Origin of the sequence: Acetivibrio cellulolyticus CD2 (genome assembly GCF_000179595.2) — a bacterium.
Lineage (GTDB): Bacteria > Bacillota > Clostridia > Acetivibrionales > Acetivibrionaceae > Acetivibrio > Acetivibrio cellulolyticus.
This window is the reverse complement of sequence record NZ_JH556653.1, coordinates 1249439-1274374: the sequence shown is the minus strand read 5'-3', so window position 1 is coordinate 1274374 and position 24936 is coordinate 1249439. Positions and strand designations below refer to the sequence as shown.

The following is a 24936-nucleotide window of genomic DNA, read 5'->3' as shown; positions in this document are numbered from 1 at the left end:
CATACTGAGAAGATAGTTTGTATTAAGAAATTTAAAAATAAAGTAGAAAATATATTTTATAACGAAGGTGTCTCAACTGGTTTTTAATTAGTTCGAGTTGCCTTCTTTATTTTTAGTATCTTAATTTAAATCAACATATTTATTTTAGAGTATATCTTTTTGTTATTTGTATCCCTAAAAAAAGTTTGTGTTTACGCATTAAAGAAAGGGGTGTGATATATTTGCTGAAGTTTGGCGTCCGTAATAAAATAGATTTAGATACTAAAAATTCTATTGCAGAAATAGTTAAGAAAATTCAAGCAGGGGACAAAAACCTTAAGGAAGAACTAATTAGAGATAATATTCCGCATATAACCAGAGTGGTTTCTAATATTGTTGGTACATACGTAGATAACAAAAATAGTGAAGAGTATAGTATTGGCTTGACTGCTTTTAATGAAGCAATAGATAAGTATGATGAAAAAAGAAATGGTGATTTTTTTAAATATTCCAATATGGTTATAAAGCACAGAATTATAGACAAGAAAAGAAAGGATAAACGTCACAGTGATGTCTTGCCTCTTTCCTCCATTGAAGATAATTGTAATTTGAGTTACCAACTTTCAACATCAAATTCTTATAACCAGTTTGAGAAAATTGAGCTTAAGGAGGAACTATTAAGTTTTGAAAGTAGTTTGAATGAGTATGGTATTTCTATGCAGGATTTAATTATAAGTTCTCCAAAACATGCTGATTCAAGAAGGCAATGCATCAAAATTGCAAGAATCATTGCTGAAGATGAACAATTGTTTTTTAATATGGATAGAAAGAAATGTATTCCACTTTCAGACTTGTTAAAAATGGTGAAAGTCAATCAAAAAACAATTGTGAGGAATAGAAAGTTTATAATTGCAGTAAGTTTAATTTTAAGAAGCAATCTGGATGATTTGAAAGAGATGGTTACTCATACTGAAAGGAGGCAGCAATATGAATGATTTAGACAATATCGGTGTTGTTATAAAGATTGATACTGATGAAGCTATTGCAATGACCGATGATTCTATATTTATAAGGATTAGAAAGAAAGAAGACATGTTTTTGGGGCAAAAGATTCTGATAAAAAAAGAAGATTTGCTTAAAGAAAAAATGAAAAACTTTAAAAGTTTCTATTATGCAGCTGCTGGTTTTGCAGCAGTATTTGCAATTGTGTTTACGCTTATGTTTTTGCATGGAAGATCTTTTAATATGGGATTAACTTATGCCTATATAGATATTGATATTAATCCTAGCATTGAATTGATGATTGATGAAAAAGAGGTAGTTAGAGATGTTCATACGCTAAATAAAGATGCTGAAAATCTTATTAGTCAATTAAAGCTGGAAAATTTAAAAATAGATCAGGCACTAAATATAATTATTGAAAAATCAAAGGAGAATGGGTATTTAGATTTTGGCAGTGAAAGTGGATATGTATTTATTGCCGCTGCCTTGGGAGAAAACCATGCCAATAGTGGAGAAGACAAAAAACAACTCGCTGATTTACTGCAAAATATAAAAAAAGATTTAAATGAAAAATATGGGGATGATATAAAATCAAAGGTGGTCAATGTTCCTTTAGATTACCGTAATAAGTCCAAAGCAAACAATATTTCAATGGGGAAGTATTTTATTTACGCAAAAGCTAAAGAGATGAGCAAAGAGATTAGTATGGAAGAACTGAAGGAGGCGGAGCTTTATACATTACTAAAGAAAATTGATATGCTAACTGGCAAAGGAAATACACCAGTTCCTTCCATGGCAACATCAACACCTGTAGCGGTGCAAGTTAGTGAGACGGCAAACATAATAGATACACCAACACCACAAATAGCTAATACCCCTATTCCTGTAACAATTACTGGTGTAACGTCCTCCAAAACCCATACGATGCTTTATACAAGCACTCCTTATTCGAAAAGTGTGACAGCTACACCCCAAAAATATGTAAATGACTCACCCTCAGATGTAGTAAAAATAGAAGAAGCTAGGATTCCAGGCTTAAAGGGAGAGTATTATGACAATTCGGATTTTACAGAACTTAAAGTTATAAGGACAGATTCGCAGGTTAATTTCAGGTGGGCTGAAGGATGTCCGGATTCTCAAATTGGAGCAGATACTTTTTCTGTTCGTTGGACTGGGAAAATTGTACCTAGATATTCGGAGAATTACACATTTTATACTTATGCTGACGATGGGGTACGCCTTTGGATAAACAATGTTTTGTTGATTGACAACTGGAAATCGCAGCGTCCTTCAGAGTGTAAAGGCGAACTGAAGTTAAATAAAGGAACCCAATATGACATAAAGGTAGAATATTTTGAGAATATTAAATCCGGACAAGTTAAGTTGTACTGGTCCAGTAGCAGTCAGGCGAAGGAGATCATACCTGAAAGCCAACTTTATCATAACGTAAAAGTATATCAGGCTGAGCAGGCAAGCCTTTCTAAAGCTTTTATTGAGAGTAGTAATAAAGGCTTTGCGGGAAGCGGTTATGTGAATTATCAAAATGAAGTTGGCGGATGGATTGAATGGAAAATTGAAGTAGCAAAATCCGGAACATATAAGTTGAATTTAAGATATGCAAACGGAACAAATGCTAATAGAGTTGTAGAAATAAACGTAAATGATAATACTGTCAAAAATACATTGGATTTCGAGAAGACAAATGCATGGACAACATGGAAGGACAAAAGTATCATGGTTAATCTTAAAGCAGGGGTGAATACCATTCGAGTTACAGCTATATCCAGTGAAGGGGGACCAAATATAGATTATTTGGAGCTTAACCAATAATTATATAGCAACTCAAGCATTTTAACTACATTACATTAAAAAAGTAAGACGGTTATCGATAGACAACCGTCTTACTTTTTTGTGCAAAACTAATGAGCTACCTCTATAATTTCAAAGAATAAATTGATTAGGTACAATCATATTTATAGAGATGAAACAGTTTTTTGTTTTTATGCTAAATTTTCACGATTCCTTGTATATAGGAGAATGGGGACAATTATGAAAAAAATAATTTACTATATTTTTATTATGATTACCGTTACAATAATTATTCCTATGCTTATTGTAAGGGGATGCAATACGGTGCTAGATGACGTTAAGCCGGAGGGAAAAGCTGAAAAAGCACAAACAAAAATAAAAGTATACATAAAATCTGAAGACAGAGTTGAAGAGATGCCTCTTGAGAGCTACGTCAAAGGTGTAGTTGCAGCAGAGATGCCCATAGATTATGAACCTGAAGCATTAAAAGCTCAAGCAGTTGCTGCCAGAACTTATGCTTATGGCAGAATGATTAATTTATATACAGTTAAAGATGATAAGCATTGTGGGGCACAAGTTTGTACTGACTTTAATCACTGCCAGTCTTGGATAAAACAAGATGATATAATGAAAAAATGGGGTTCTATTAATGCATTGGCAAATTGGAAAAAAATTGAGACAGCAGTTAAAGAAACAGAAAATATACTAATACTTTATGACAATAAACCTATTAATCCTTTATTTCATACAAATAGTGGGGGTAGAACGGAGAATGCTGAGGATGTATGGGATGGAACAGAAACCCCGTACCTAAAAAGTGTACAAAGCGATGGAGAAGAGGAAGATAAGGGCTATAAGGTTGTTACAGCTTTTAAAGAAAAGGATATAATTGATAAGATAAAAGTCCAGTATCCAGATATAAAGCTTAATGAGGATGATCTATTAAGTAATTTCAGTATCCAGGAACTCTCAGAAGGTGGAAGGGTAAAAACTATGAAAATTGGGGATGTTTCACTTAAGGGTACAGATTTAAGACGTATACTATCATTAAGGTCCACAAATTTTAAAATTGAGAAAGGTAATAAGGGAGAATTGAATATAACTACAATAGGATTTGGACACGGTGTTGGTATGAGTCAGTGCGGTGCAAATTACCTGGCAAAGAACGGCGGAACATTTGAAGAGATTCTTAAGTATTATTACAAGGGCGTTTCGCTTGGAAAAATTAAAGAACAGTGATAAGAAAAAATTTTAACCTTTATGTATATTGTTGCCATACACGGAAACAATAATATATGGAGGTGGAAAAAGTGAATTTTAAAAAGTTATTTCCAGAAAAGAAAGCATCGCAGAAAAGAGTTTTAGATTTTTTTGATAAAAAGGGATTTTATATTGTCCTAACCTTGTGTATTGCTATTGTAGGAGTAACAGCAGCGCTAATAACTACAAAAAATATTTCATCGTCAGGAAATTTTAAAAAGGGTGAAATCATTACCAATGAAATGGCAAATAGTATTACATCTGAAGATGAAAGCAGTATAAGTAGTGCTTCAATACGTTCGGATTTGGAAAGTTCGGGTAAAACAGCAACTGACGCTCCTAAAGCAATTAGTAAGGCCACCCCTGCAAAGCAGGATTCAAAGGCAACAAGTGAGCCGAAGAAGACAAATGCAGGAAAGGATCCCAAAAAGACAAGCGAACCTTCGAAAGGCAGCAATAGTACTAAAAAGGCGTCAACAGATAGTTTGGAAGTTGAAACCAGCAATAAAGCTGAAAGTAAAAGTTTTTCAATGCCTGTTTTTGGAGATATATCATTAGAATACGCCCAGGACAAACTGGTATATTCAAAGACTCTTGACGAGTGGAGATCTCACGCAGGTTTGGACCTAAAAGCTGCAAGGGGAAGTGCAGTAAAAGTAGCAGCGGATGGTGTGGTTTCGGAAATTAAAAACGATCCAAGGCTTGGTGTTACAATAATTATAGACCATTCAAATGGATTGAAGACTGTATATGCAAACCTTGCAAGTGGTGATATGGTATCACCTAATCAAAAAGTCAAACAGGGTGAAGTGATAGGAGCAGTTGGTAATAGTGCTAGTTTTGAATCTGCTGAACCTGCACATCTCCATTTTGAAGTACTTAAAAACAACAAGAACGTTAACCCATCTGACTATTTGCCAAACAAAGCAAGTTAGTTAACGGTTGGAAATACTTATAAAAAGATTTTTATGTGAAGACCTTTTCTTATCAAAGCTATGGTAAGTAAAGGTCTTTTGTATGTTATCCAATTAGCATGCAAAATTGGAACTAAACAAGGTGTTTTTGAATATAGTGATATTAATTGAAAATTTATGGTTAAAATTAGATTATAAAAGACTCTGTCTAACTTATGTATATTTTAAATTTTTGGGTAATATAATTTAATAACAGTTATTCATTGACAATTGCAATATATTTATATAGAATTATGTATATAATATCCAAAAAAATAAGAAATCTTATTCGTGATTTTGTATGGTATGTATATATATAATACGTCGGGTTTGTTTAAATTAGGGAAATTTTAATTGTTTTATCCATAGCTTGGTGCAAAATTTAAAAATGACTTAATTTTACAGGTAATTTACTAAAATCTAATGTAGCGTAAACATACCGTTTTTTTTGATTATTCTTTGTACTTAAATGCATAAGGCATAATTTATAGTGTTATCTCTATAAAATAAAGGGGGTAATGAAAGAATGAAAAAGAAAAAGTGTATTACGCTGGTAAGTCAATTTGTAGTATTTATCCTAATTATTGCTTCAACTGTACTTTATCCATTTGGATTTGGAAAGTTGGAAGCTGCAACCCTGAACAATACATCAGGAGGCAGCCCGGGCATTGTCCAAGGTGATATTAATTACGATGGTTTAGTTAATAGTATTGACTTTGCTCACATTAGAATGTACCTATTAGGAATGTCCAATAGTTTGCTATCGGAGGAAAATGTTTCAATAGCGGACCTTAATATGGACAAGGAAATTAATAGTATTGATTTGGGAATAATGAGAGGATTTCTACTAGGTAAAATAAGTGGATTTCCAAAGGGCTCGGCATCACCAACTGTGGTACCTACTGTAGCAGCAACGCCTACACCTAAAGCGTCGACAACGCCTGTGCCTAGTTCTACAGACGATTTTACGAATTCAATTTCAAAAGCTTCATATGCCTTAGTGGTTGGGGAAGATGTTAATGGAATGATAAACTATGAAGGTGACAAGGATTACTTAACTTTCCAACCTTCTGTTGATGGAAGATATAGAGTAGATATAGTTTCAAATCCTGATACTATTGTAGGATTTTTATATGTGGAGAAAGTAGAAGGCTTAGATAGTTACTATAGCAGTTTTAAAACGTATACTTCAGATAAGGGGTGTTATGTTGAGCAGAATTTGTTATGTAACACTAAATATTACCTTGGTATAAAGAATATTAATGGAGTTAGTTCTCTAGACTCATATACAATTAAAATTTCTAAGGTAAATTGATCCGCTTTATAAAGTATTATAATAATAGAATTTAATACATAAAAAGGGCAGGCGTTGCAAAGCCTGCCTTTTCTATTGAGAAATTTTCCTAACACCTAAAATCAAGATGGTCCAATGTTAGAGATTTTTAATTCAAGAATTTATGAAATAAGTTTATTCTAAGTCTTTCCATCTAAGAATATATGAAGGTACTTTGTACCAACTATTACTATCATCCGGTGCTCTCAGGATGATTACCTTATGTTTTGATGGGTCAGCCTGTATCCACTCCTGATTGCCGATATATGCCATGGTATGGACTCCGTTTTCAGTTACCATTATATCACCTTCTCTTATTTTCTCATAATCGGTGTTGTTCAAAATCTGGTTCGTCATAATCCGTATTGTAAGGTTGCCATATTCATTACCCATGGCTTCTGCAGAGAAGTCATTAAACCACAAGTAAATACCTTTTCTTATGTATTGGGGGCTGGTGTGTAAAAAGCCCAATCGGATATATGTATCTATAAGTCCACGTCTTACAAGACCTGAACAGTCAATACCCATCGAAGTTTCTCCGCCCCAAAGGTATTTTGTTCCATTGTATCTTTTTAATGATTCTACATACTCCGATCTGATAACTTGCTTGTCTATATCAGGACCATTAAGGTTTAAGACAGAAAAAAATATAATTGGAAGTATAATCAGAGTTAGCCTTAGGATCTTGTTTTTCCATACCATTAAAAGGATTAAGGCCCATAAGGCAAATAAAGTCCCAATAAATAAAAGATTTGTGGATCTACGGTTTATAGGATTCATTGATAATATTACTGTAGCAATAATTAAAATTATAATTGAAATTACATGAAAATGTTTGGAGATCTTTTTCAAAATATCGCCCCTTCCTAATTCTTAAATTACTCTGTTTTCAAAATATATAAATTTAGCTAAAATATTTCAGCTATTCCTTAATTATATACTACTTTTATTTCGCTGGAAATACTTTACTACCGAAGAAAAATTCAAGAAAATCTCTGTGTATTTGACCCTGACAGTATTTTATTATTTTTTGATATTTAGCGTTCATAACAATATTCAAAGCATCATATATATTAAAAGAAGCAGAAATTCAAATGAAATACTAGATTACCTTGTAATATGACCTGATTTGCCAATGACCGGATTTTTATAAAACAGGTCCAATGGTAATAGATAAAATTCAGTTCAAGACAAGTTAACATATAATAGTGCGAATATGAGGGGGGCATGGTCATTGAAAGGTTATATAGAAGAAAGGGCTGTTGAACTTGCCAATTACATCATTGAAAGCAAGGCAACCGTCAGAGCGGCAGCGAAAAAATTCGGGATAAGTAAAAGTACTGTACATAAGGATGTTACTGATCGTTTGGTACAAATAAACTCAACTTTGGCAGAAGAAGCAAAAGCTGTATTAGATACAAACAAAGCTGAAAGACATATAAGAGGTGGATTGGCTACAAAAGCAAAATATAAAGGCGAAATTTAGTTAACTCATAAAAGTCGGGAAACCGGCTTTTATTTATTTTATCTTGAAAAATCAAAAATGTTGAAATATTAAGTTGCATTATTAAAATAATATGATAATATATTTATGACATGTAGTTTCTTTTCTGTTGCCTTGTTGCGGGATTCGCATGCATGGGGGAAGAACATTGGAAGTTGATTTTTTTAGACTATGATTTAATGAATTTGCGAAGTAAATGTCCTAAAATTAAATGGGGTAGTGAATGCCTCTTAGATTTTTATTAATTGGTAATTTGTCATGTTAGTAAGCACTAGTACAGTTAATCGAAAGGGAGATGCACTTTGTTTGGTATTGGTCAGGATATAGGTATTGATCTTGGAACTGCGACCGTTCTTGTTTATATTAAAGGGAAGGGTATAGTTCTTAGAGAGCCGTCTGTTGTAGCTATAGATAAAAATTCAAATAAACTTCTTGCTGTAGGTGAAGAGGCAAGGCGAATGCTTGGAAGAACACCTGGTAATATTGTTGCTATCAGGCCATTAAGAGAAGGTGTTATTTCTGATTATGACATTACTGAGAGAATGTTAAAGCATTTCATAAATAAGGTGTGTGGAAGTAGGATACTCAAACTGGTAAGACCGAGAATAATTGTTTGTGTGCCGAGTGGAGTTACAGAGGTTGAGAAAAGAGCTGTTAAAGAGGCGGCCATGCAGGCAGGAGCAAGAAGGACTTATCTAATTGAAGAACCTATAGCAGCAGCGATAGGCGCAGGCATTGATATTGCAAAAGCTTGTGGAAGTATGGTTATAGATATTGGTGGGGGGACTACCGATATTGCAGTTATCTCTCTTGGCGGAACAGTTGTGAGCAGTTCTATAAAAATAGCCGGGGATAAATTTGACGAAGCAATCGTAAGATATATGAGGAAAAAGCACAATATAATGATAGGCGAGCGTACGGCTGAAGAATTAAAAATAAACATCGGTACTGTCTATCCAAGAGTGCAGGAAGTGACAATGGATATTAGGGGTAGAAACCTTATATCGGGATTGCCCAAGACCATAACAGTAACATCTACAGAGATTATGGAAGCACTTGAAGAACCTATTTTAAGTATTGTTGAGGCTGTTCATTCTGTTCTGGAAAAGACACCTCCGGAGCTTGCATCGGATATAAGCGACAGAGGTATTGTTATGACAGGCGGTGGAAGTTTGATTTACGGCTTGGATAAGCTTATACAGGAGAAGACAGGTATTAATGTAGTTGTAGCTGATGATGCGATTTCCTGTGTGGCGATTGGTACTGGAAAGGCTTTGGATAATATTGAAACAATTGAGCAAAGCGAAGCTGCTGAGAATAGATCTATTCAAAGATAATAAGCATTACTTGAGAATAAAAAGGACTAAGTTAACAAACTTGGTTCTTTTTTTTATTAAGCTGCTAATCTTATAGTCCGATATATTATATAAGAAAAATAATCAGAGCGGAAGTTTAGGTGAATAATTATGATTCGAGCACTATATACATCCGGTTGGAGCATGAATGCTAACAACAAACAAATGGATGTAATATCGAATAACCTTGCCAATGTAAGCACTAACGGATATAAGAAGGATACGGTTGTTTATGAAAGCTTTCCCAATGCCCTGGTGAGGAGAGTTAACGACACAGAGAGCACTCTAAACCCTTCTGGAAAGGTTGGAGATGTACAACTGGGAAATGATGTGGGGCAAGTGTTTACATACTATACCAGCGGACAATTGGCGAGTACAGGCAATAACTTGGATTTGGCAATTGGTAGTTCGGATTCGGCGTTTTTTACCATAGGCGTTCCATCTGAGAATGGAGAACTAACCGAGTACTATACCCGTGACGGAAGTTTTTGCCTGAATTCAGCAAAGCAGCTTGTCACAAGTGAAGGATATATGGTTATGGGAACAGACGGTCCAATTACTTTAGAAAGCGAGAATTTCAGTGTTTTAGATGATGGATCAATAGTTCAGAATGGGCAAGTAGTGGACAAACTTGCAATAAAGGATTTTACTGACACTTCTACTCTAAGGAAGTTTGGTGAAAATCTGATACAAACTACTGAAGAAACTCAGGAGCAGGAGTTTAACGGTGTTGTAAAGCAGGGATATTTGGAACAATCAAATGTTAATGTAGTTAATGAAATGATAAATATGATTACTGTAATGCGTGCTTACGAATCAAACCAAAAAGTGATACAGGCTTTAGATGGAACTCTCGAAAAAGCTGTAAATGAAGTTGGAGCTGTAAGATAAAATTAAAAGTATAAATGGTTAAAACGAATAAAATTATCAGTGTTTATACCAAAGGCATGTGAAGTGTATTTTTAATATTATGAAGGATAAATCATAATGTTAAAAAGCTCAAGACAGGAGGATTGGAATTTATGATGAGAGCATTATGGACTGCAGGTTCAGGTATGACAGCACAACAACTTAGTGTAGATGTGATATCAAATAATCTTTCTAATGTAAATACAACTGCTTATAAGAAGGAAAGAGTGGAATTTAAGGATATGCTCTATGAGACGCTAAATAGGGCTTCGGTAATGGATGGGGACGGAAAACCTGTTAATCTTCAAGTTGGTCATGGATCATCTATTGTAGCTACTTCTAAAAGCTTTGGGATTGGAAATTTGGAGAAGACAGACAATCCTCTGGATTTTGCAATTGATGGGGATGGATTTTTTACAGTTTCAGGACCAAAAGGTACTGCATATACCCGTGATGGTAATTTCAAGATAAGTGTTTCAGAGGATGGAAACAAGCTTACTACTTCAGACGGATATCCTGTCCTTGATGATACAGGCGCAGAAATAAATATCGATGTCGATGTTTCAAAACTGATTGTATCTGATTTTGGGGAACTGTCCTATACAGATGATACGGGAGTAGTGGTTCCTTTAGGCCAGAAAATAGGTATTGTTAAGTTCTCCAACAGGCAAGGCTTAGAAAGCATGGGAAGCAATTTGTATGCCAGTAACTCAGCTTCCGGGGAAGCTGTTCAGGATGCCGAAATGGGGACTGTTAGCAATGTAAAGCAGTATTACATTGAATCTTCCAATGTTCAGGTAGTTGAAGAAATGGTAAAGCTGATAGTTGCTCAAAGGGCATATGAAATAAATTCAAAGGCGGTCCAGACGGCTGATGATATGCTGGGCATAGCAAATAGTCTTAAGAGATAATTTTTATATTGGCAATAAGCTAAGGATGTGATTATAATGGATATAGGCAAAATAAGTAATACGTATATTGATAATTCAATAAGCACTACAAAAAACACAGTTAGTGACAAGAGTTTTGAGGATAGCCTGAAAAACGCTGTAGAAAAAAAAGACGATGAAGCGCTTAAGAAAGTATGTACAGAGTTTGAAGGAATGCTTCTTAACATGATGTATAAACAAATGAAAGCAACTGTATCAAAATCAACCCTGATTCCTCAAGATAGTGGAACAGAATATTTTGAAAGCATGCTGGATGATCAAATTGTTGAGGAAGCTTCCAAAACAAATAGCATGGGCCTGGGAGAACAACTGTACAAGCAGCTCTCACATCAGCTTAAATCAGATAAGTAATAGGAATAGCCGAAATTCTATTTTCAGCATTCCCAAGTGAGTAGGATAAAGGAGTAGAATTAATTGACTGATCGTAAAAAGAGTATTATTGCGGTAACATTAATTGTGTCCCTGGTAGCTATAGGCTTGGGACACTTTTTATTTAATTTTTATGCATTAAATCAAAAAAATGGTGTTGAGGAGCCCAAAACCATTAAGAAAGAGGACTCTCAGTTGCCTGTAAAATATAGTCATATTAGCACTTCAATTAATAATAATAAACAGGAAATTGATATGCTTGAAATTAACTTAAGTACAGGAAAAGTAGAAATTGCTCCTGCACTTTCACATGAAAGTTTATTTGGTTTTGAAGAGCTAAGTAAAATTGCGTCAAAAAGTAAAGCCTATGCAGCTGTTAATGCGGGATTTTTTTATGAATATGGGGATCCGTCGGGAATGGTAGTAATTGATGGAAGAATATTAACGAAGTCCAGCGGCAATTTTCCTGTATTTACGGTGAAAGGTAATAAAGCAGAATTAAGTAAAATAAATACTGAAATATATATGCTTCACAATGGAGAAAAAGTAAAAGTATCTGATATTAACCGCATTGGGAAGCCTGGAAATATTGTTTTGTATACACATGATTTTGGGAGAGATAACAGGGCTGCAGTTTCCAATACTTCAGTTGTTATTGAAGGTAATAAAGTCATAAAAGTAATTAAAACTATAGATCCTACGCCTATTCCTGAGAAAGGGATGGTTTTGACCTTTTATGAGCCCTATAGTTATGCTTATGGCGAATTTCCTATAAAACATGGAGATAGTATTGAAATGGTCTGCAAACCTGAAATTGAGCAAGGTATGCAGGCTTATGAGTGTGGAAGTTGGATCGTAAAAGATGGAAAATCAGTTGCTCCAGATAGGGATGATTGGGTTGGCCTCCTGACTAATCGTGATCCTAGGACAGTTGTTGGAATTAAGAAGGACGGAGTTGTGGTGCTAATGACAGTAGATGGGCGTCAGCCGGGTTATAGCATTGGTGTTTCAGCAAAGGAATTGGCTGATATTCTTATAGACTATGGAGTTAAAGATGCTGCCATGCTTGATGGAGGAGCTTCTACTGAGATGATTTTGAAAGGCAAAATCGTCAACAAACCTTCATTTGATGGTAAAGAAAGACCTCTAGGCGGTGCATTGGTGGTAAGAGTTATGGAATAGTTGAAATTTTACTCAGAATCCTATCGTTGGAAATTGTGTATTGACAATTTAATGATAATAATAGAGAATTAATTTACAATAAAGAAAAAAGTTAATTAGGGGGTATTGACATGTTGACCAATATAGATGTTCAAAGTATCATTCCTCACAGATATCCATTCCTTTTGGTGGATAAGATATTGGAAGTTGAACCTGGGAAGAGAGCGGTAGGGATAAAGAATGTAACAGCAAATGAGCCATTTTTTCAAGGCCATTTTCCAGGAAACCCAATAATGCCGGGAGTACTAATTGTTGAAGCGCTTGCTCAGACGGCGTGTGTAGCGGGGCTTTTAATGGAAGAAAACAAAGGGAAACTTGGGGTGTTTACCGGAATTGATGGAATGAAAATTAGAAGACAGGTGGTACCGGGTGATACGTTAAAGCTTGAGGCGGAATTCCTGGTTTTTAAAATGGGAATGGGTAAGGTAAAAGTTCGTGCTACAGTTGATGGCGATGTGGCTTGTGAAGGTGAAATAAAGTTTGCAATGGTGGATCCAAATAAGAATACCAAGGATAATTAGCCTATTGGATTTTGAACATTGACTATTGATTTGCAAATTTCTCAAATAAAAACTCTGGGACTTCGAGTACCAATACTTTTGACCCTTTCACTTCGTTCGAAAGAGGGGAAATAAAAAAGTGGCATAAGCCACTTTTTATTGTTTGATGAGAATACTATTTATCAGCTAATTGGTGCAATATCCTTTTCTTTTAAAAACATTTCTCCAACCTTATATACGTCACCAGCGCCCATTGTTATAACCAAGTCACCAGATGAGGCATTTTCTTTGAGGTATTCTACAATAGCATTAAAATCCGGTTTATATATTGAATTATTACTTTTTGCATTTATTCTTTGAGACAAAACATTCGAATGGATTTCACCAGTATCAATTTCACGGGCAGAGTAAATGTCTGAAATTATTACTTCATCTGCATCAGAGAATGCTTCTGAAAATTCGTCCAATAGAAGTTTGGTTCTAGTATAAGTATGCGGCTGGAATACACACCAAATTTTAGTGTGATTGGTGCTTTTGGCAGCTTTCAAGGTTGCTTTAATTTCGGAGGGATGGTGTGCGTAATCATCTACTACTTTTATATTCTCGACTACGCCCTTTACTTCAAAGCGTCTATGTGTACCCGTAAAAGCTTCCAAACCATGTTCTATATCTTTAATGTCACAGCCAAGAGTATAGCAGGCAGCAGCTGCTGCTATAGAGTTGCTTACATTGTGAATACCCGGCACTCTAAGTTTTATTGCAGCTACTTTTTGACCGCTTTTTATAAGATCATAAGATGCGCATCCCGAATCGTCAAATTCAATATTACGCGCAGTCCAAGTCGCATTGGTGGAATTAATTCCATAGGTGACTACATTGGTTGAGATCTGACTTAGAATTGATGACACATTTTCATCGTCAGCACATGCAATTATATAGCCGTCTTTCGGTACCAGGTTCATAAACTTTAGGAAAGCTTGCTTTATATGATTTATGTCCTTGAAATAATCAAGGTGATCTTCCTCAATATTAAGTACAATTGCTAAAGTAGGGTAAAATTTGAGGAAACTCTCCACATACTCACAGGCTTCTGTAATAAAATACTTATTGCCTCCGATCCTTGTGTTCCCACCTATAGCATCCAGTTCTCCCCCAATGTGGATTGTCGGATCAAGGTTTGACTCTAACATAATCATTGACACCATGGAAGTAGTTGTTGTTTTGCCATGTGTTCCTGATATGGCAAGACTGAAGGGATACTTCTTCATAATCTGGCCCAACAGTACAGCTCTTTCAATTGTTGTTATGCCGAGTTGCCTTGCTTTTACAAGTTCAGAGTTATTTTCTTTTACAGCGGCTGTATATACTACCAAATCGCAATTATCTATATTTTCTTCACTATGACCAATGTGTATTTTAATGCCATCTCTTTCAAGTTTTTCGGTCATATTGGAGGCTTTCATATCCGAACCGGAAACTGTGTATCCGATATTTTTAAGTATTTCCGCGAGTCCACTCATACTGATTCCTCCGATACCTATGAAGTGGACAGTTTTTATATTCTTTGAATCTAAAAGGTTTATCTGTTCCAATATTAACACTCCTTATTCTATGATAGAACTATTATTTTCGATTCATATCATACCGAATTATATTATAATATACATAATATAAAAAACGAATATATTTTTTGAATTATGCACTTTAAATTCGAGTATTTCCAAATAATTATCAATAATTTTGGCCTTCATTTACTATTATATGAAATTATTTACAATATTATAAGTATAAAACCAAATAATATAATTTTAAACATTGATAAAAACCCTTAAATAATTTTCTCTTCTATAGTATAATATATTCCAAAAAGCTGATAGTTATATTTTATAAGTTGAAAAACTTATGTAGATTTAATATGGGGGTTTATAATGGATAAGATCAATAGGAATGAGAGAATTGCATTGCTGCTGAAACGTTTGACGGATTCACCAGGGGAAATTTTGACTTTGGGGAGCTTTACAGAAATGCTTAATTCTGCAAAGTCTACTATCAGCGAGGATATAGATATTGTGCAAAATTTACTGTCAAAGCTTGATATAGGCAGCATTGAGACGATTCCTGGTGCACAGGGCGGTGTGAGATTTATGCCTGGATTTAGCAAGGGAAAGTCGTTGAAGATACTTGATAATCTTTGTGCTGATCTTTCCAATGTTCAAAGAATACTTCCAGGTGGCTATTTGTATATGATTGATATAATCTATAATCCAAAGATTGTTAATGATATTGCGCGCATATTTGCCGGACATTTCTTTCGGAGGGGAATAGACTATGTAGTAACGGTTGAAACTAAGGGAATACCTTTGGCTTTTGCTGTTGCAAAATATCTTAATGTTCCACTCGTTATAGTAAGGCATAACAGTGAGGCTACTGATGGTGCTTCCGTTAATACAAATTATGTATCGGGATCATCTAAAAAAATTCAGACTATGATACTTTCAATCAGGGCTTTGAAGAAAAACTCCAGACTATTGTTCATTGATGACTTCATGAAAGGCGGAGGAACCGCAAAAGGAATAATTGAACTTGCAAAAGAGTTTGAATGTGAAGTTGCGGGAATTGGAGTTCTTATTGAAACAGTAGAACCCTTAAAAAAACTTGTTGAAAATTATATGTCGCTTTTAACGCTTAATGTTGTTGACGATGATGAGAAAATTATAGATATAAAACCTAGTAAAGGCAGAATGTAATTGATTTAGAAGTTTCACCTTTAAATTACAAATAGACAAAATTAGTAATATTTTATTATGAATAATAAGATTTATAAAGGCAAATCCTATAGATGAAAAACTCTGAGAATAATTTTAAAGGATGTTTTTCATCTAAATTGGATAACGTTTAAGAAAAAATAAAAATGATTAGAAAATAAGAAGGAAAATCAAAAAAAATAGCGAATATATAATATTACATGATTAATTAGATGTACTTTAAAATGTTACTTTCAAGAAAGCGGTATTTAATGCGTCTAATGAAGCAATATCTTAAAGTTCATTCACTTGCAACACACAATTTAACGGAAGGTGGTAACATCTTATGGAAATTACCGATGTTCGTGTAAGAAAAATTGACTCCGAGGGCAAAATGAAGGCAGTTGTATCTGTGACTTTTGATAACGAGTTTGTTGTTCATGACATTAAGATTATTGAAAGTCAAAATGGGCTATTTATTGCTATGCCTAGCAGGAAGGCTCCAGACGGTGAATTTAGAGATATTGCCCATCCAATAAACGCTGAAACCAGGGGCAAAATCCAAAGCGCTATTCTGGACAAGTATGAATTTATTTCCAATAATGGTGATGCCGGAGATACTGATCAAGGCGAAGATCTATAATAAGATATTATTAGAATATTTTATTTTTAAAAATCGTGAAAAACAGCGCATTAATTTTATTTCAAATTATTGAATAATAATTTGAAAAGGTAAAACAATTTATAGAATGGTCCTTAAAAAGGATTAATTATTAATTGTTTAACCATAATGCGTGTTTTTGACGATTTTTTACTGGTTTTTAGTAATATCTTTTATGTATTTTGCTGTTGAAAAGTAAGCTGAAACGTGAGAAAATATATATTGGTTTGAAATCTTTATATTTCCTATAAGGGTGTTTCGAAAAAATTGCGTTTTGCACATTTGCTTGAAAAAGCTTATTAAGCCAAGATTTTTGGAACGCTGAATGTAAAGTTTTTATTGAAGATACCTTAAAGGAGGAAGTAATAGATGGGACACTTGATGGCAGTGATACTTGCCGCCGGTGAAGGAAAAAGGATGAAATCCAAGAAATCGAAAGTCTTACACACAGCATGTGGGCTGACGCTAATTGACTGGGTTTATCGGTCGGTCAGGGATGCAGGTGTTGATGAATCAGTAATTGTAGTAGGGCATAAAGCAGAGGATGTAAAAGAAAGTATGGGCAACGATGTTCTTTATGCTTATCAGGATAAACAGTTAGGAACAGGGCACGCTGTAATGCAGGCAGAACAATATTTTAAGGGAAAAGATGGTCAGGTTTTGGTACTATGTGGAGATACACCTCTAATTACATCTGAAACAATTTCCAATACATTTAAAATTCATAGGGAAAACAATAATTCAGCTACTGTTATAACTGCAGAGCTTTCAAATCCTGCTGGTTATGGAAGAATTGTGAGAGATGTTAGCGGTAATGTACTGAAAATAGTTGAGGACAGGGATGCTTCAAAAGAAGAAAAAATCATAAACGAAATTAATTCGGGAATGTACTGTTTCAATATAAAGGATCTGGAGTCAGCATTAGGAGAACTTGGCAATAATAACAGCCAGGGAGAATACTATTTGACTGACACTATAGAAATATTGATTAGAAAGGGTCTTAAGGTTGGGGCTGTAAAAGTAGAAGACAGTAATGAAATTCTTGGAATAAATGACAGGGTACAGCTTTCAATGGCAAGTGAAATCCTAAGAAAGAGGATTTTGGTAAATCACATGAAGAATGGGGTTACAATAATTGATCCTAGTTCTACCTACATTGATGTTGATGTGCAAATAGGTATGGATTCTGTAATATATCCCTCAAGCATAATTGAGAAAGGTACAGTAATTGGAGAAGACTGCATTATAGGTCCGGCAAGCCGTATTGTAGATTCAAAAATAGCAAACGGTGTTGAGGTAAAGAATTCTGTTGTGCTCGAAAGCTCAATAGGTGATAATACTACGGTTGGACCATTTGCCTATATAAGGCCTGGAAGCACCATAGGCAAGAAGGTTAAAATAGGAGATTTTGTAGAGGTAAAGAAATCAATTATAGGCGATAAGACTAAATTGTCTCACCTTACTTATGTTGGTGATGCAGAGATTGGGAAAAATGTTAACCTTGGTTGTGGTGTTGTAGTAGTCAATTATGATGGCAAAAAGAAGAATAAAACCAAAATAGGGGACAATTCTTTTGTCGGATGTAATGTTAATCTTGTTTCTCCTGTTGAGGTAAAAAGCAATGCCTATGTTGCTGCAGGATCAACCATTACTGAGGAAGTACCAGAAAACTCATTGGCTATAGCAAGAGCGCGCCAGGTTGTAAAAGAGGACTGGGTTGTTAAAAAGGGTATGTCACGAAACGACTAAAATTTTAAATTAACATATAAGGAATGTGTGAAATGTTACTTCCACTTTTTACGTGGTTTATTTGAGGAGTTTGCAAAGCAAATATCCTAAAATCGAGTAGGGCTTTACGCCCTTGAGGTTTTTACTGGTATCAAATGAGTTACATGAAAAAGTAGTGGGAGTTATATTTCATATTTCCATAAATTTTTTATGAGAAGGGGAACATAAGATGAATTTGCATGGAAAGGATATCAAAATTTTTGCTGGTAACTCTAATAGAGCACTGGCAGAAGAAATCGCAGAAAAAATAGGACTTCCGCTTGGTTTGGCAAAGGTGGGCAAATTTAGTGATGGAGAGTCAGCTATCCATATTGAGGAGGTAGTAAGAGGCTCGGATGTATTTCTAATCCAATCTACTTGTCCGCCAGCAAATGACAATCTTGTAGATATGCTGATTTTGATAGATGCTTTAAAAAGAGCATCTGCAGGTAGAATAACTGCGGTTATGCCATACTTTGGCTACGCAAGACAAGATAGAAAAGCAAAGGCGAGAGATCCGATATCCGCAAAGTTGGTAGCAAATCTTTTGACAACCGCAGGTGCTGACAGGGTATTGACTATGGACTTGCATGCGCCTCAGCTTCAAGGATTTTTTGACATACCGGTAGACCATTTAGTAGGGGTGCCAATTTTGGCAAGCTATTTTAAGGAGAAATTCGAGGATACAAGTGATGTTGTTGTAGTATCCCCGGATGTAGGTAGTGTTGGAAGGTCAAGAAAGTTTGCAGAAAGGTTGGAGGTTCCTTTAGCGATTATTGATAAAAGACGTCCAAAGGCAAATGTCTGTGAAATTATGAATATAATCGGAGATGTAAATAATAAGAGAGTTATTTTGGTTGATGACCTTATTGATACAGGAGGTACAATAGTAAATGCCGTTAATGCTCTTTTAGAAATAGGTGCTAAGGAAGTATATGCTTGTTGTACTCATGGTGTACTGTCAGGTCCGGCAATTGAAAGAATAAATAACTCTCATATGAAGGAACTGGTAATGCTTAACACCATTCCGCTTTCAGAGGAGAAAAAGATACCGAAACTTGTTTCACTTTCTGTTGCCTCAGTATTTGCTGAAGCGATTGAAAGAATTTATGGAGATATATCTATAAGTTCTTTGTTTACTCAACAGGATTCATAATTATTCTGTATAGCTGATTAATAGAATTTATCTATTACATTAAAAATTATGTTAATTAGCGCCAAATTATTCCGAAGTACTTGGTGTAAATGCCTCCTTATAAGCTTTATAGACTTTAGGGAGGCAATTATTTTATGATGAGAGGTGCAGCATTTTGGAGGATCTGTTTGTAGTTATTGGTCTGGGAAATCCCGGAACGAAGTATGATAATACCAGGCATAATGTAGGGTTTGATACCATTGACCGGCTTTCAAAAAAACATAATATTGCTGTGACGAAAGTAAAGCACAAGGCAGTTATTGGCGATGGGACTATTGAGGGGGCCAGGGTTATATTGGTTAAGCCTCAAACTTTTATGAACTTAAGTGGGGAAAGTGTTCGGGAAATAATGGAGTGGTACAAAATTCCTGTAGAAAATATTATAATAGTATACGATGACATTGACCTTCCTGTGGGAAAGCTAAGGGTTAGACCTAAAGGAAGCGCGGGAACACATAATGGCATGAGGTCTGTAATATACCAGATACAGTCGGACGATTTTCCAAGGATAAGAATTGGCGTAGATAAGCCGCCTCAAGGATGGGATCTGGCTAATTTTGTTTTAAGCAAGTTTTCTCCTGACGAGAGAAAAAATGTGGAGGAAGCAATTGAAAATGCTGTAGGTGCAGTAGAAACTATTATAAAATCAGGTGTCGATAATGCAATGAACAGGTTTAATACTAAATAAAAACTATGCATTAAAACGCCTTAAGGATGAGCTATGGATAATTTAAAAATCAGAGAGTATTTGATAGACCCACTGCTTGAGTCAAAAGAGTACAGCGATGCTCTGGACAATATAAAAAGGGGAGAACTTCCTACATCGATAACTGGACCTTCTGAAAGCCAGAAAGCCCATATTGCATATGCCATTTGCGGCCATTTAAACAGCAAAGGGATAATAGTTGCTTATAATGAGCTTCAGGCCAGGAAAATATATGATGATCTTGTATATTTCTTTGAAAAGGATGTAATCCTCTTTTCTTCAAAGGAAGTAATGCTTCATGATATTGAAGCTAAAAGCTACGATTCTGTCTATGAGAGGATAGTGGCTTTAGACAGGATTGTAAAACATGATTACAGATTTATTGTAACCAGTGCGGAGGCTTTATGCCATAAGTTGATAAGAAAAGAGCTCTTCTTATCCAGTTGTTTGAAATTCTGCTATGATAAGAGGATTGATCTTGCTTTAATAATTCAAAAGTTGGTGTCCATAGGGTATGAGAGAGTCACTACAGTCGAGGGTAAAGGCCAGTTTGCTATAAGGGGGGGTATAATAGATATTTTCCCGGTAAATTACGATAGTGCCTTTCGTATAGAGCTGTTTGACGATGAAATTGACTCAATTAGGACTTTTGACGTACTGTCACAAAGATCTGTGGAAAAGGTTGAAAATGTCGATATCTTGCCTGCTAGGGAGATTATATATGAACCGTCAGATCTTGAAAGAATGATTTCTGGAATTCAAAATGACCTTATTGCCCATAAAGGGAAGATTGGTTCAAAAGCCAAGCAGGACTATTTAGACAAGATTGATGAAAGAATAAGCCATGATATTGATAAGTTTAAAGAAGAATGCTATTTTCCGGGGATGGACAAATACATTCCGTATATTATAGAAAGTCCCTCATTATTAACTGATTATATAGATGATGATATACTTGTTTTCTTTGATGAACCCAAAAGATTTGAGCAGAGGGTTGAAAACATTTTAGCAGAGAACAGGGAAATGTGCAAAAGCCTATTGGAAAAAGGTCATCTGCTTCCCGGCTGTTTTGATATCTACTTTGAATTTGACTATATATGGGGTAAATTGAAAACGCATAAATCAATTTATTTTAATACTATAATGTCTGATGAAATACTTGCTTCAGGCAGTCAAAAGTATAATATCGCATCAAAGCTTCTAAATTCATATCAGGGAAACCTTGAGCTCATAGTGGACGATATAAAATACTGGAAGGGTAAAAACAGCAGAGTATTGATTTTAGCTGGAACTAAAAGCAGAGGGGAAATGCTGGCAGATACCTTAAGAACTAAAGATATTGAATCGGTGTATATTGATGAGGTTAAAGATGGGATTTTGCCGGGTCAGGTAATTATAACCCATGGGAGTCTTAACAAAGGTTTTGAATACTTGTCAATGGGATTTGTTGTAGTTAGCGGCAAGGAACTTTTTGGTCAGGATAGGAAGCTAAAAAAACGCGGGGTAAATAAGAGTAAAGGAAAGAAGATAAATGTCTTTACTGACCTCAATATTGGTGACTTTGTGGTTCACCAATCTCATGGTATAGGAAAATATATTGGGATTGAGCAATTGGTTGTAGAGAATATTAAGAAAGATTATTTAAAGATCCAGTATCAGGATGATGCTTTTCTCTACGTACCTACAAATCAGCTTGACATTATCCAGAAATATATCGGCTCGGAGGGAAAGTCTCCTAAGCTTAGCAAGCTTGGAGGTTCTGATTGGATAAAGACCAAGACAAAGGCCAAGGAATCACTTAAGGAGTTGGCAGAAGAGCTTATTAAGCTGTATGCAATGAGAGAAGCTTCAGAAGGGCATGCCTTCGGAAGTGATACAATTTGGCAGAAGCAGTTTGAAGAGCAATTTCCCTATCAGGAAACTGATGATCAGTTAAAATGTATAGAAGAAATTAAAAGGGATATGGAATCTAATAAACCTATGGATAGGCTTTTGTGTGGGGATGTTGGTTACGGAAAAACAGAGGTAGCCATTAGAGCCATATTTAAAGCAGTAATGGATGGAAAACAGGTTGCGTATCTTGTTCCTACAACTGTATTGGCACAGCAGCAGTATAACAACTTTAAGGAACGTATGAAAGATTTTCCTGTTACGGTAGAAATGGTGAGCCGCTTCAGAACTCAGACAGAACAAAAGCATATCTTAAAAGACGTAAAAGCTGGTATGGTTGATGTATTAATCGGTACACACAGGCTTTTGCAGAAGGATATAGCATTTAAGAATCTAGGACTTCTTGTAATAGATGAGGAGCAGCGTTTTGGAGTTATGCACAAAGAAAAAATCAAGAACATGCGTGCAAATGTTGATGTTCTGACATTGACTGCAACACCTATTCCAAGGACGCTCCATATGTCTATGGTGGGAATAAAGGATATAAGCACTATAGAAGATCCACCGGAGGAAAGATACCCTGTTCAGACCTATGTAATGGAACACAACAATGAAGTAATAAAAGAGGCAATCAACAGGGAAATGGCGCGAAACGGGCAGGTATTCTACTTGTATAACCGTGTGCGATCGATTAACGTAAAGGCGGCAGAGATTAAAAACATGGTTCCGGATGCCAGAATTGCAGTAGCGCATGGGCAGATGAACGAGTCGGAACTTGAAGATATTATGTTCAGGTTTATCAATGGCGAGTATGATGTTCTTGTATGTACTGTAATTATTGAATCTGGCCTTGATATGCCCAATGTAAATACTATTATAGTTGAAGATTCGGATAAGATGGGGTTGGCACAGCTTTACCAGCTTAGAGGCAGGGTAGGCAGATCCAACAGAATGGCATATGCCTATATTACTTATAAAAAGGATAAGGTCCTTTCGGAAATAGCAGAGAAAAGGCTTCAGGCGATTAAGGAGTTTACTGAGTTTGGGTCGGGCTTCAAGATAGCGATGAGGGATTTGCAGATAAGAGGAGCAGGAAACCTTCTTGGTGCCCAGCAACATGGACATATTGATTTGGTTGGGTATGATATGTACTGTAGGCTTTTATCAGAGGCTGTAAATGAATTAAGCGGTAAATCCAACGAGGAAGAGGTTGAAATCTCAATAGATGTGAACCTGAGTGCCTATATAGATAACAGTTACATTAGTTCTGAAAATGAAAAAATCGAAATGTACAAGAGAATTGCTTCCATACAGGATGAACAGGATGCTCTGGATGTGGAGGATGAACTTATAGACCGTTACGGAAATATTCCTGTGCCGGTGTCAAATCTTATAAAGATAGCTCATATTAAGACATTGGCGATGAACTGTGGTTTTTCATCCGTACAGGAAAAAAATGATACTGTTATATTTCAATTTATAGATGATAAGCATATTAATTTTGAAGTGCTTGGGAAACTTATGGAAAAATACAAGCGGAAGCTTTTATTTACAGCAAGCAATAAGCCTTATATCACATACCGGGTAACAGATATTAAAAGGGAAAATTTTCTGGATAATATTAAGATTATGTTACAAGACATTATTAAATTGAAGTAATGTTTATAATTTATTATAATAGTATATAGCTATATCTTTTATATTTAGAAACCATTAGCTATTCTAAAATGTAAGGAGAGGGTACGTTGACAAAAAATAAGAAAAACAAAAAGACAATTATTATTTTTGCATCAATATTAGTTTTATTGCTGGCAGTAGCAGGTTGGCTGTATTACGTAAATTCGACGAATTATGTAGCTACAATAAAGGGTGAAAAGATTACAACTGATGAGTTTAACTTCTTCCTTGGATCAACAAAGACCGAAATGGAGACTAATGCCAATGTTGATAAGACCAGTGAAACTGCTCTTAATGAATTTTGGAACACAAAGGTTGAAGGAGTACCTGCAAGGGATTATGCAAAACAACAGGCACTTGACAGCGCAAAGGAGTTTAAAATTCAATATATAAAAGCAAAAGAAAAAGGTTTGAAGTTGGAAGAAGGAGATCTTAAGGACGTAAAATCAACACTAGACAATATCAAGAGTGGCATGTCAAGTAATTACGGCGGAGATAAACTAGGAGAGGAAGAATTCAAGAAAACCTACAATATAGGTTATGACAGGTATGAGAATATACTTAAGGATCTAATGCTGGTATATAAATATGTTGAAGGAGAGCTTCCTACTTTTAGTGTATCAGAAACTGAAATGAAGGATTATTATAAAAAAAGTGCAAGTGCTGTTGATACAGTATCAGTAAGGCGTATCATGTTTGCCACAGTAGACCTTCAAACAGGGAAGGAATTTACTGAACAGGAGAAAAAAGATAAAAAAGCTCAAGCAGATGACGTTTTGGAAAAGATTAAAGCTGGCGGAGATGCAGAAAAACTTGCTGTTGATCTGTCTGATGATACAACAGTCAAAGATAACAAGGGTTTATTTGAAGTCACAAGTAATAGTAATACAAATATACCGGGTTTTCAGGAATGGGCTCTTGAACATAAAATTGGGGATACTGATATATTGACAACACAATATGGCTATTTCGTTGTAAAAGTGGAAGACAGAACAACCTATGATGAGGTTAAAGACAAAGTCAAAGAGGCCGTTGAAACTCAGAAGTATTTGGAGAGATTGGAGAATTGGAAGAAAGAATCTCAATATGATGTTAAGAAAAATGATAGTATTTATAACAAAATAAATATAAAGTAAAATAATAAAATCTCGG

21 protein-coding genes are annotated in these 24936 nt (G+C 35.2%); 19 read left to right on the top strand and 2 right to left on the bottom strand.

The window, feature by feature from the left end:
* Positions 1-221 precede the first annotated feature (221 nt).
* The 5 genes from sigI (at position 222) to ACECE_RS0207685 (ending at position 6318) form a co-directional block, all read left to right on the top strand.
* A complete protein-coding gene (sigI, locus tag ACECE_RS0207705; RefSeq protein ID WP_010246332.1) occupies positions 222-974 on the top strand; it encodes an RNA polymerase sigma-I factor in 753 nt (250 codons plus the stop codon).
* Entirely contained in the window at positions 967-2811 is a 1845-nt protein-coding gene (locus tag ACECE_RS0207700) for a PA14 domain-containing protein (protein ID WP_010246331.1), read from the top strand. The genes sigI and ACECE_RS0207700 overlap by 8 nt, the downstream gene beginning before the upstream one ends.
* Positions 2812-3030: 219 nt before the next feature.
* Positions 3031-4029 carry a stage II sporulation protein D gene (gene spoIID / locus ACECE_RS0207695; protein ID WP_010246330.1) on the top strand — a complete coding sequence of 333 codons (999 nt, stop codon included), beginning with the start codon at positions 3031-3033 and terminating at the stop codon, positions 4027-4029.
* A gap of 71 nt (positions 4030-4100) precedes the next feature.
* The gene (locus ACECE_RS0207690; protein WP_010246328.1) at positions 4101-4985 is read left to right on the top strand and encodes a M23 family metallopeptidase; all 885 of its coding nucleotides are present in this window, start codon (positions 4101-4103) and stop codon (positions 4983-4985) included.
* Positions 4986-5529: 544 nt separating this feature from the next.
* Positions 5530-6318 (top strand): dockerin type I repeat-containing protein, encoded by a 789-nt coding sequence (locus ACECE_RS0207685; RefSeq protein ID WP_010246327.1) that lies wholly within the window; start codon positions 5530-5532, stop codon positions 6316-6318.
* 153 nt (positions 6319-6471) lie between these two features.
* Here ACECE_RS0207685 and ACECE_RS0207680 read toward each other — a convergent pair whose 3' ends face one another.
* Positions 6472-7038, bottom strand: a complete 567-nt coding sequence (locus ACECE_RS0207680; protein ID WP_456048998.1) for an NlpC/P60 family protein — start codon at positions 7036-7038, stop codon at positions 6472-6474.
* 532 nt (positions 7039-7570) lie between these two features.
* Between ACECE_RS0207680 and spoIIID the strand changes: the two genes are divergently transcribed.
* From spoIIID to fabZ, 7 genes are all read left to right on the top strand, one after another.
* Positions 7571-7822 (top strand): sporulation transcriptional regulator SpoIIID, encoded by a 252-nt coding sequence (gene spoIIID / locus ACECE_RS0207675; RefSeq protein WP_010246323.1) that lies wholly within the window; start codon positions 7571-7573, stop codon positions 7820-7822.
* A 320-nt stretch (positions 7823-8142) separates the two neighbouring features.
* Positions 8143-9177 carry a rod shape-determining protein gene (gene mreB, locus ACECE_RS0207670; protein WP_010246321.1) on the top strand — a complete coding sequence of 345 codons (1035 nt, stop codon included), beginning with the start codon at positions 8143-8145 and terminating at the stop codon, positions 9175-9177.
* Positions 9178-9306: 129 nt separating this feature from the next.
* Complete coding sequence (locus ACECE_RS0207665; protein ID WP_010246319.1) at positions 9307-10086, top strand: flagellar hook-basal body protein; 780 nt, start codon at positions 9307-9309, stop codon at positions 10084-10086.
* A gap of 131 nt (positions 10087-10217) precedes the next feature.
* Positions 10218-11015 carry a flagellar hook-basal body protein gene (locus ACECE_RS0207660; protein ID WP_010246317.1) on the top strand — a complete coding sequence of 266 codons (798 nt, stop codon included), beginning with the start codon at positions 10218-10220 and terminating at the stop codon, positions 11013-11015.
* 36 nt (positions 11016-11051) lie between these two features.
* The gene (locus tag ACECE_RS0207655) at positions 11052-11405 is read left to right on the top strand and encodes a rod-binding protein (protein ID WP_010246315.1); all 354 of its coding nucleotides are present in this window, start codon (positions 11052-11054) and stop codon (positions 11403-11405) included.
* 63 nt (positions 11406-11468) lie between these two features.
* Positions 11469-12605 carry a phosphodiester glycosidase family protein gene (locus ACECE_RS0207650; RefSeq protein WP_010246313.1) on the top strand — a complete coding sequence of 379 codons (1137 nt, stop codon included), beginning with the start codon at positions 11469-11471 and terminating at the stop codon, positions 12603-12605.
* 110 nt (positions 12606-12715) lie between these two features.
* A complete protein-coding gene (fabZ, locus tag ACECE_RS0207645) occupies positions 12716-13165 on the top strand; it encodes a 3-hydroxyacyl-ACP dehydratase FabZ (protein ID WP_010246311.1) in 450 nt (149 codons plus the stop codon).
* A 161-nt stretch (positions 13166-13326) separates the two neighbouring features.
* Here fabZ and murC read toward each other — a convergent pair whose 3' ends face one another.
* Positions 13327-14736 (bottom strand): UDP-N-acetylmuramate--L-alanine ligase, encoded by a 1410-nt coding sequence (gene murC, locus ACECE_RS0207640; protein WP_010246310.1) that lies wholly within the window; start codon positions 14734-14736, stop codon positions 13327-13329.
* 336 nt (positions 14737-15072) lie between these two features.
* On the opposite strand from murC, the gene purR reads away from it, so the two are divergent.
* The 7 genes from purR (at position 15073) to ACECE_RS0207605 (ending at position 24920) form a co-directional block, all read left to right on the top strand.
* Entirely contained in the window at positions 15073-15891 is an 819-nt protein-coding gene (gene purR, locus ACECE_RS0207635; RefSeq protein ID WP_010246309.1) for a pur operon repressor, read from the top strand.
* A 343-nt stretch (positions 15892-16234) separates the two neighbouring features.
* Complete coding sequence (spoVG, locus tag ACECE_RS0207630) at positions 16235-16531, top strand: septation regulator SpoVG (RefSeq protein WP_010246308.1); 297 nt, start codon at positions 16235-16237, stop codon at positions 16529-16531.
* A gap of 387 nt (positions 16532-16918) precedes the next feature.
* On the top strand, positions 16919-18298 hold the full coding sequence (gene glmU / locus ACECE_RS0207625) for a bifunctional UDP-N-acetylglucosamine diphosphorylase/glucosamine-1-phosphate N-acetyltransferase GlmU (protein WP_010246305.1): 1380 nt from the start codon (positions 16919-16921) through the stop codon (positions 18296-18298).
* 208 nt (positions 18299-18506) lie between these two features.
* Entirely contained in the window at positions 18507-19472 is a 966-nt protein-coding gene (locus ACECE_RS0207620; RefSeq protein WP_010246304.1) for a ribose-phosphate pyrophosphokinase, read from the top strand.
* Positions 19473-19626: 154 nt separating this feature from the next.
* Positions 19627-20199 (top strand): aminoacyl-tRNA hydrolase, encoded by a 573-nt coding sequence (gene pth, locus ACECE_RS0207615; protein WP_010246302.1) that lies wholly within the window; start codon positions 19627-19629, stop codon positions 20197-20199.
* A 33-nt stretch (positions 20200-20232) separates the two neighbouring features.
* Entirely contained in the window at positions 20233-23766 is a 3534-nt protein-coding gene (gene mfd / locus ACECE_RS0207610) for a transcription-repair coupling factor (RefSeq protein WP_010246300.1), read from the top strand.
* A gap of 86 nt (positions 23767-23852) precedes the next feature.
* On the top strand, positions 23853-24920 hold the full coding sequence (locus tag ACECE_RS0207605) for a peptidylprolyl isomerase (protein ID WP_010246298.1): 1068 nt from the start codon (positions 23853-23855) through the stop codon (positions 24918-24920).
* Positions 24921-24936: the final 16 nt, after the last annotated feature.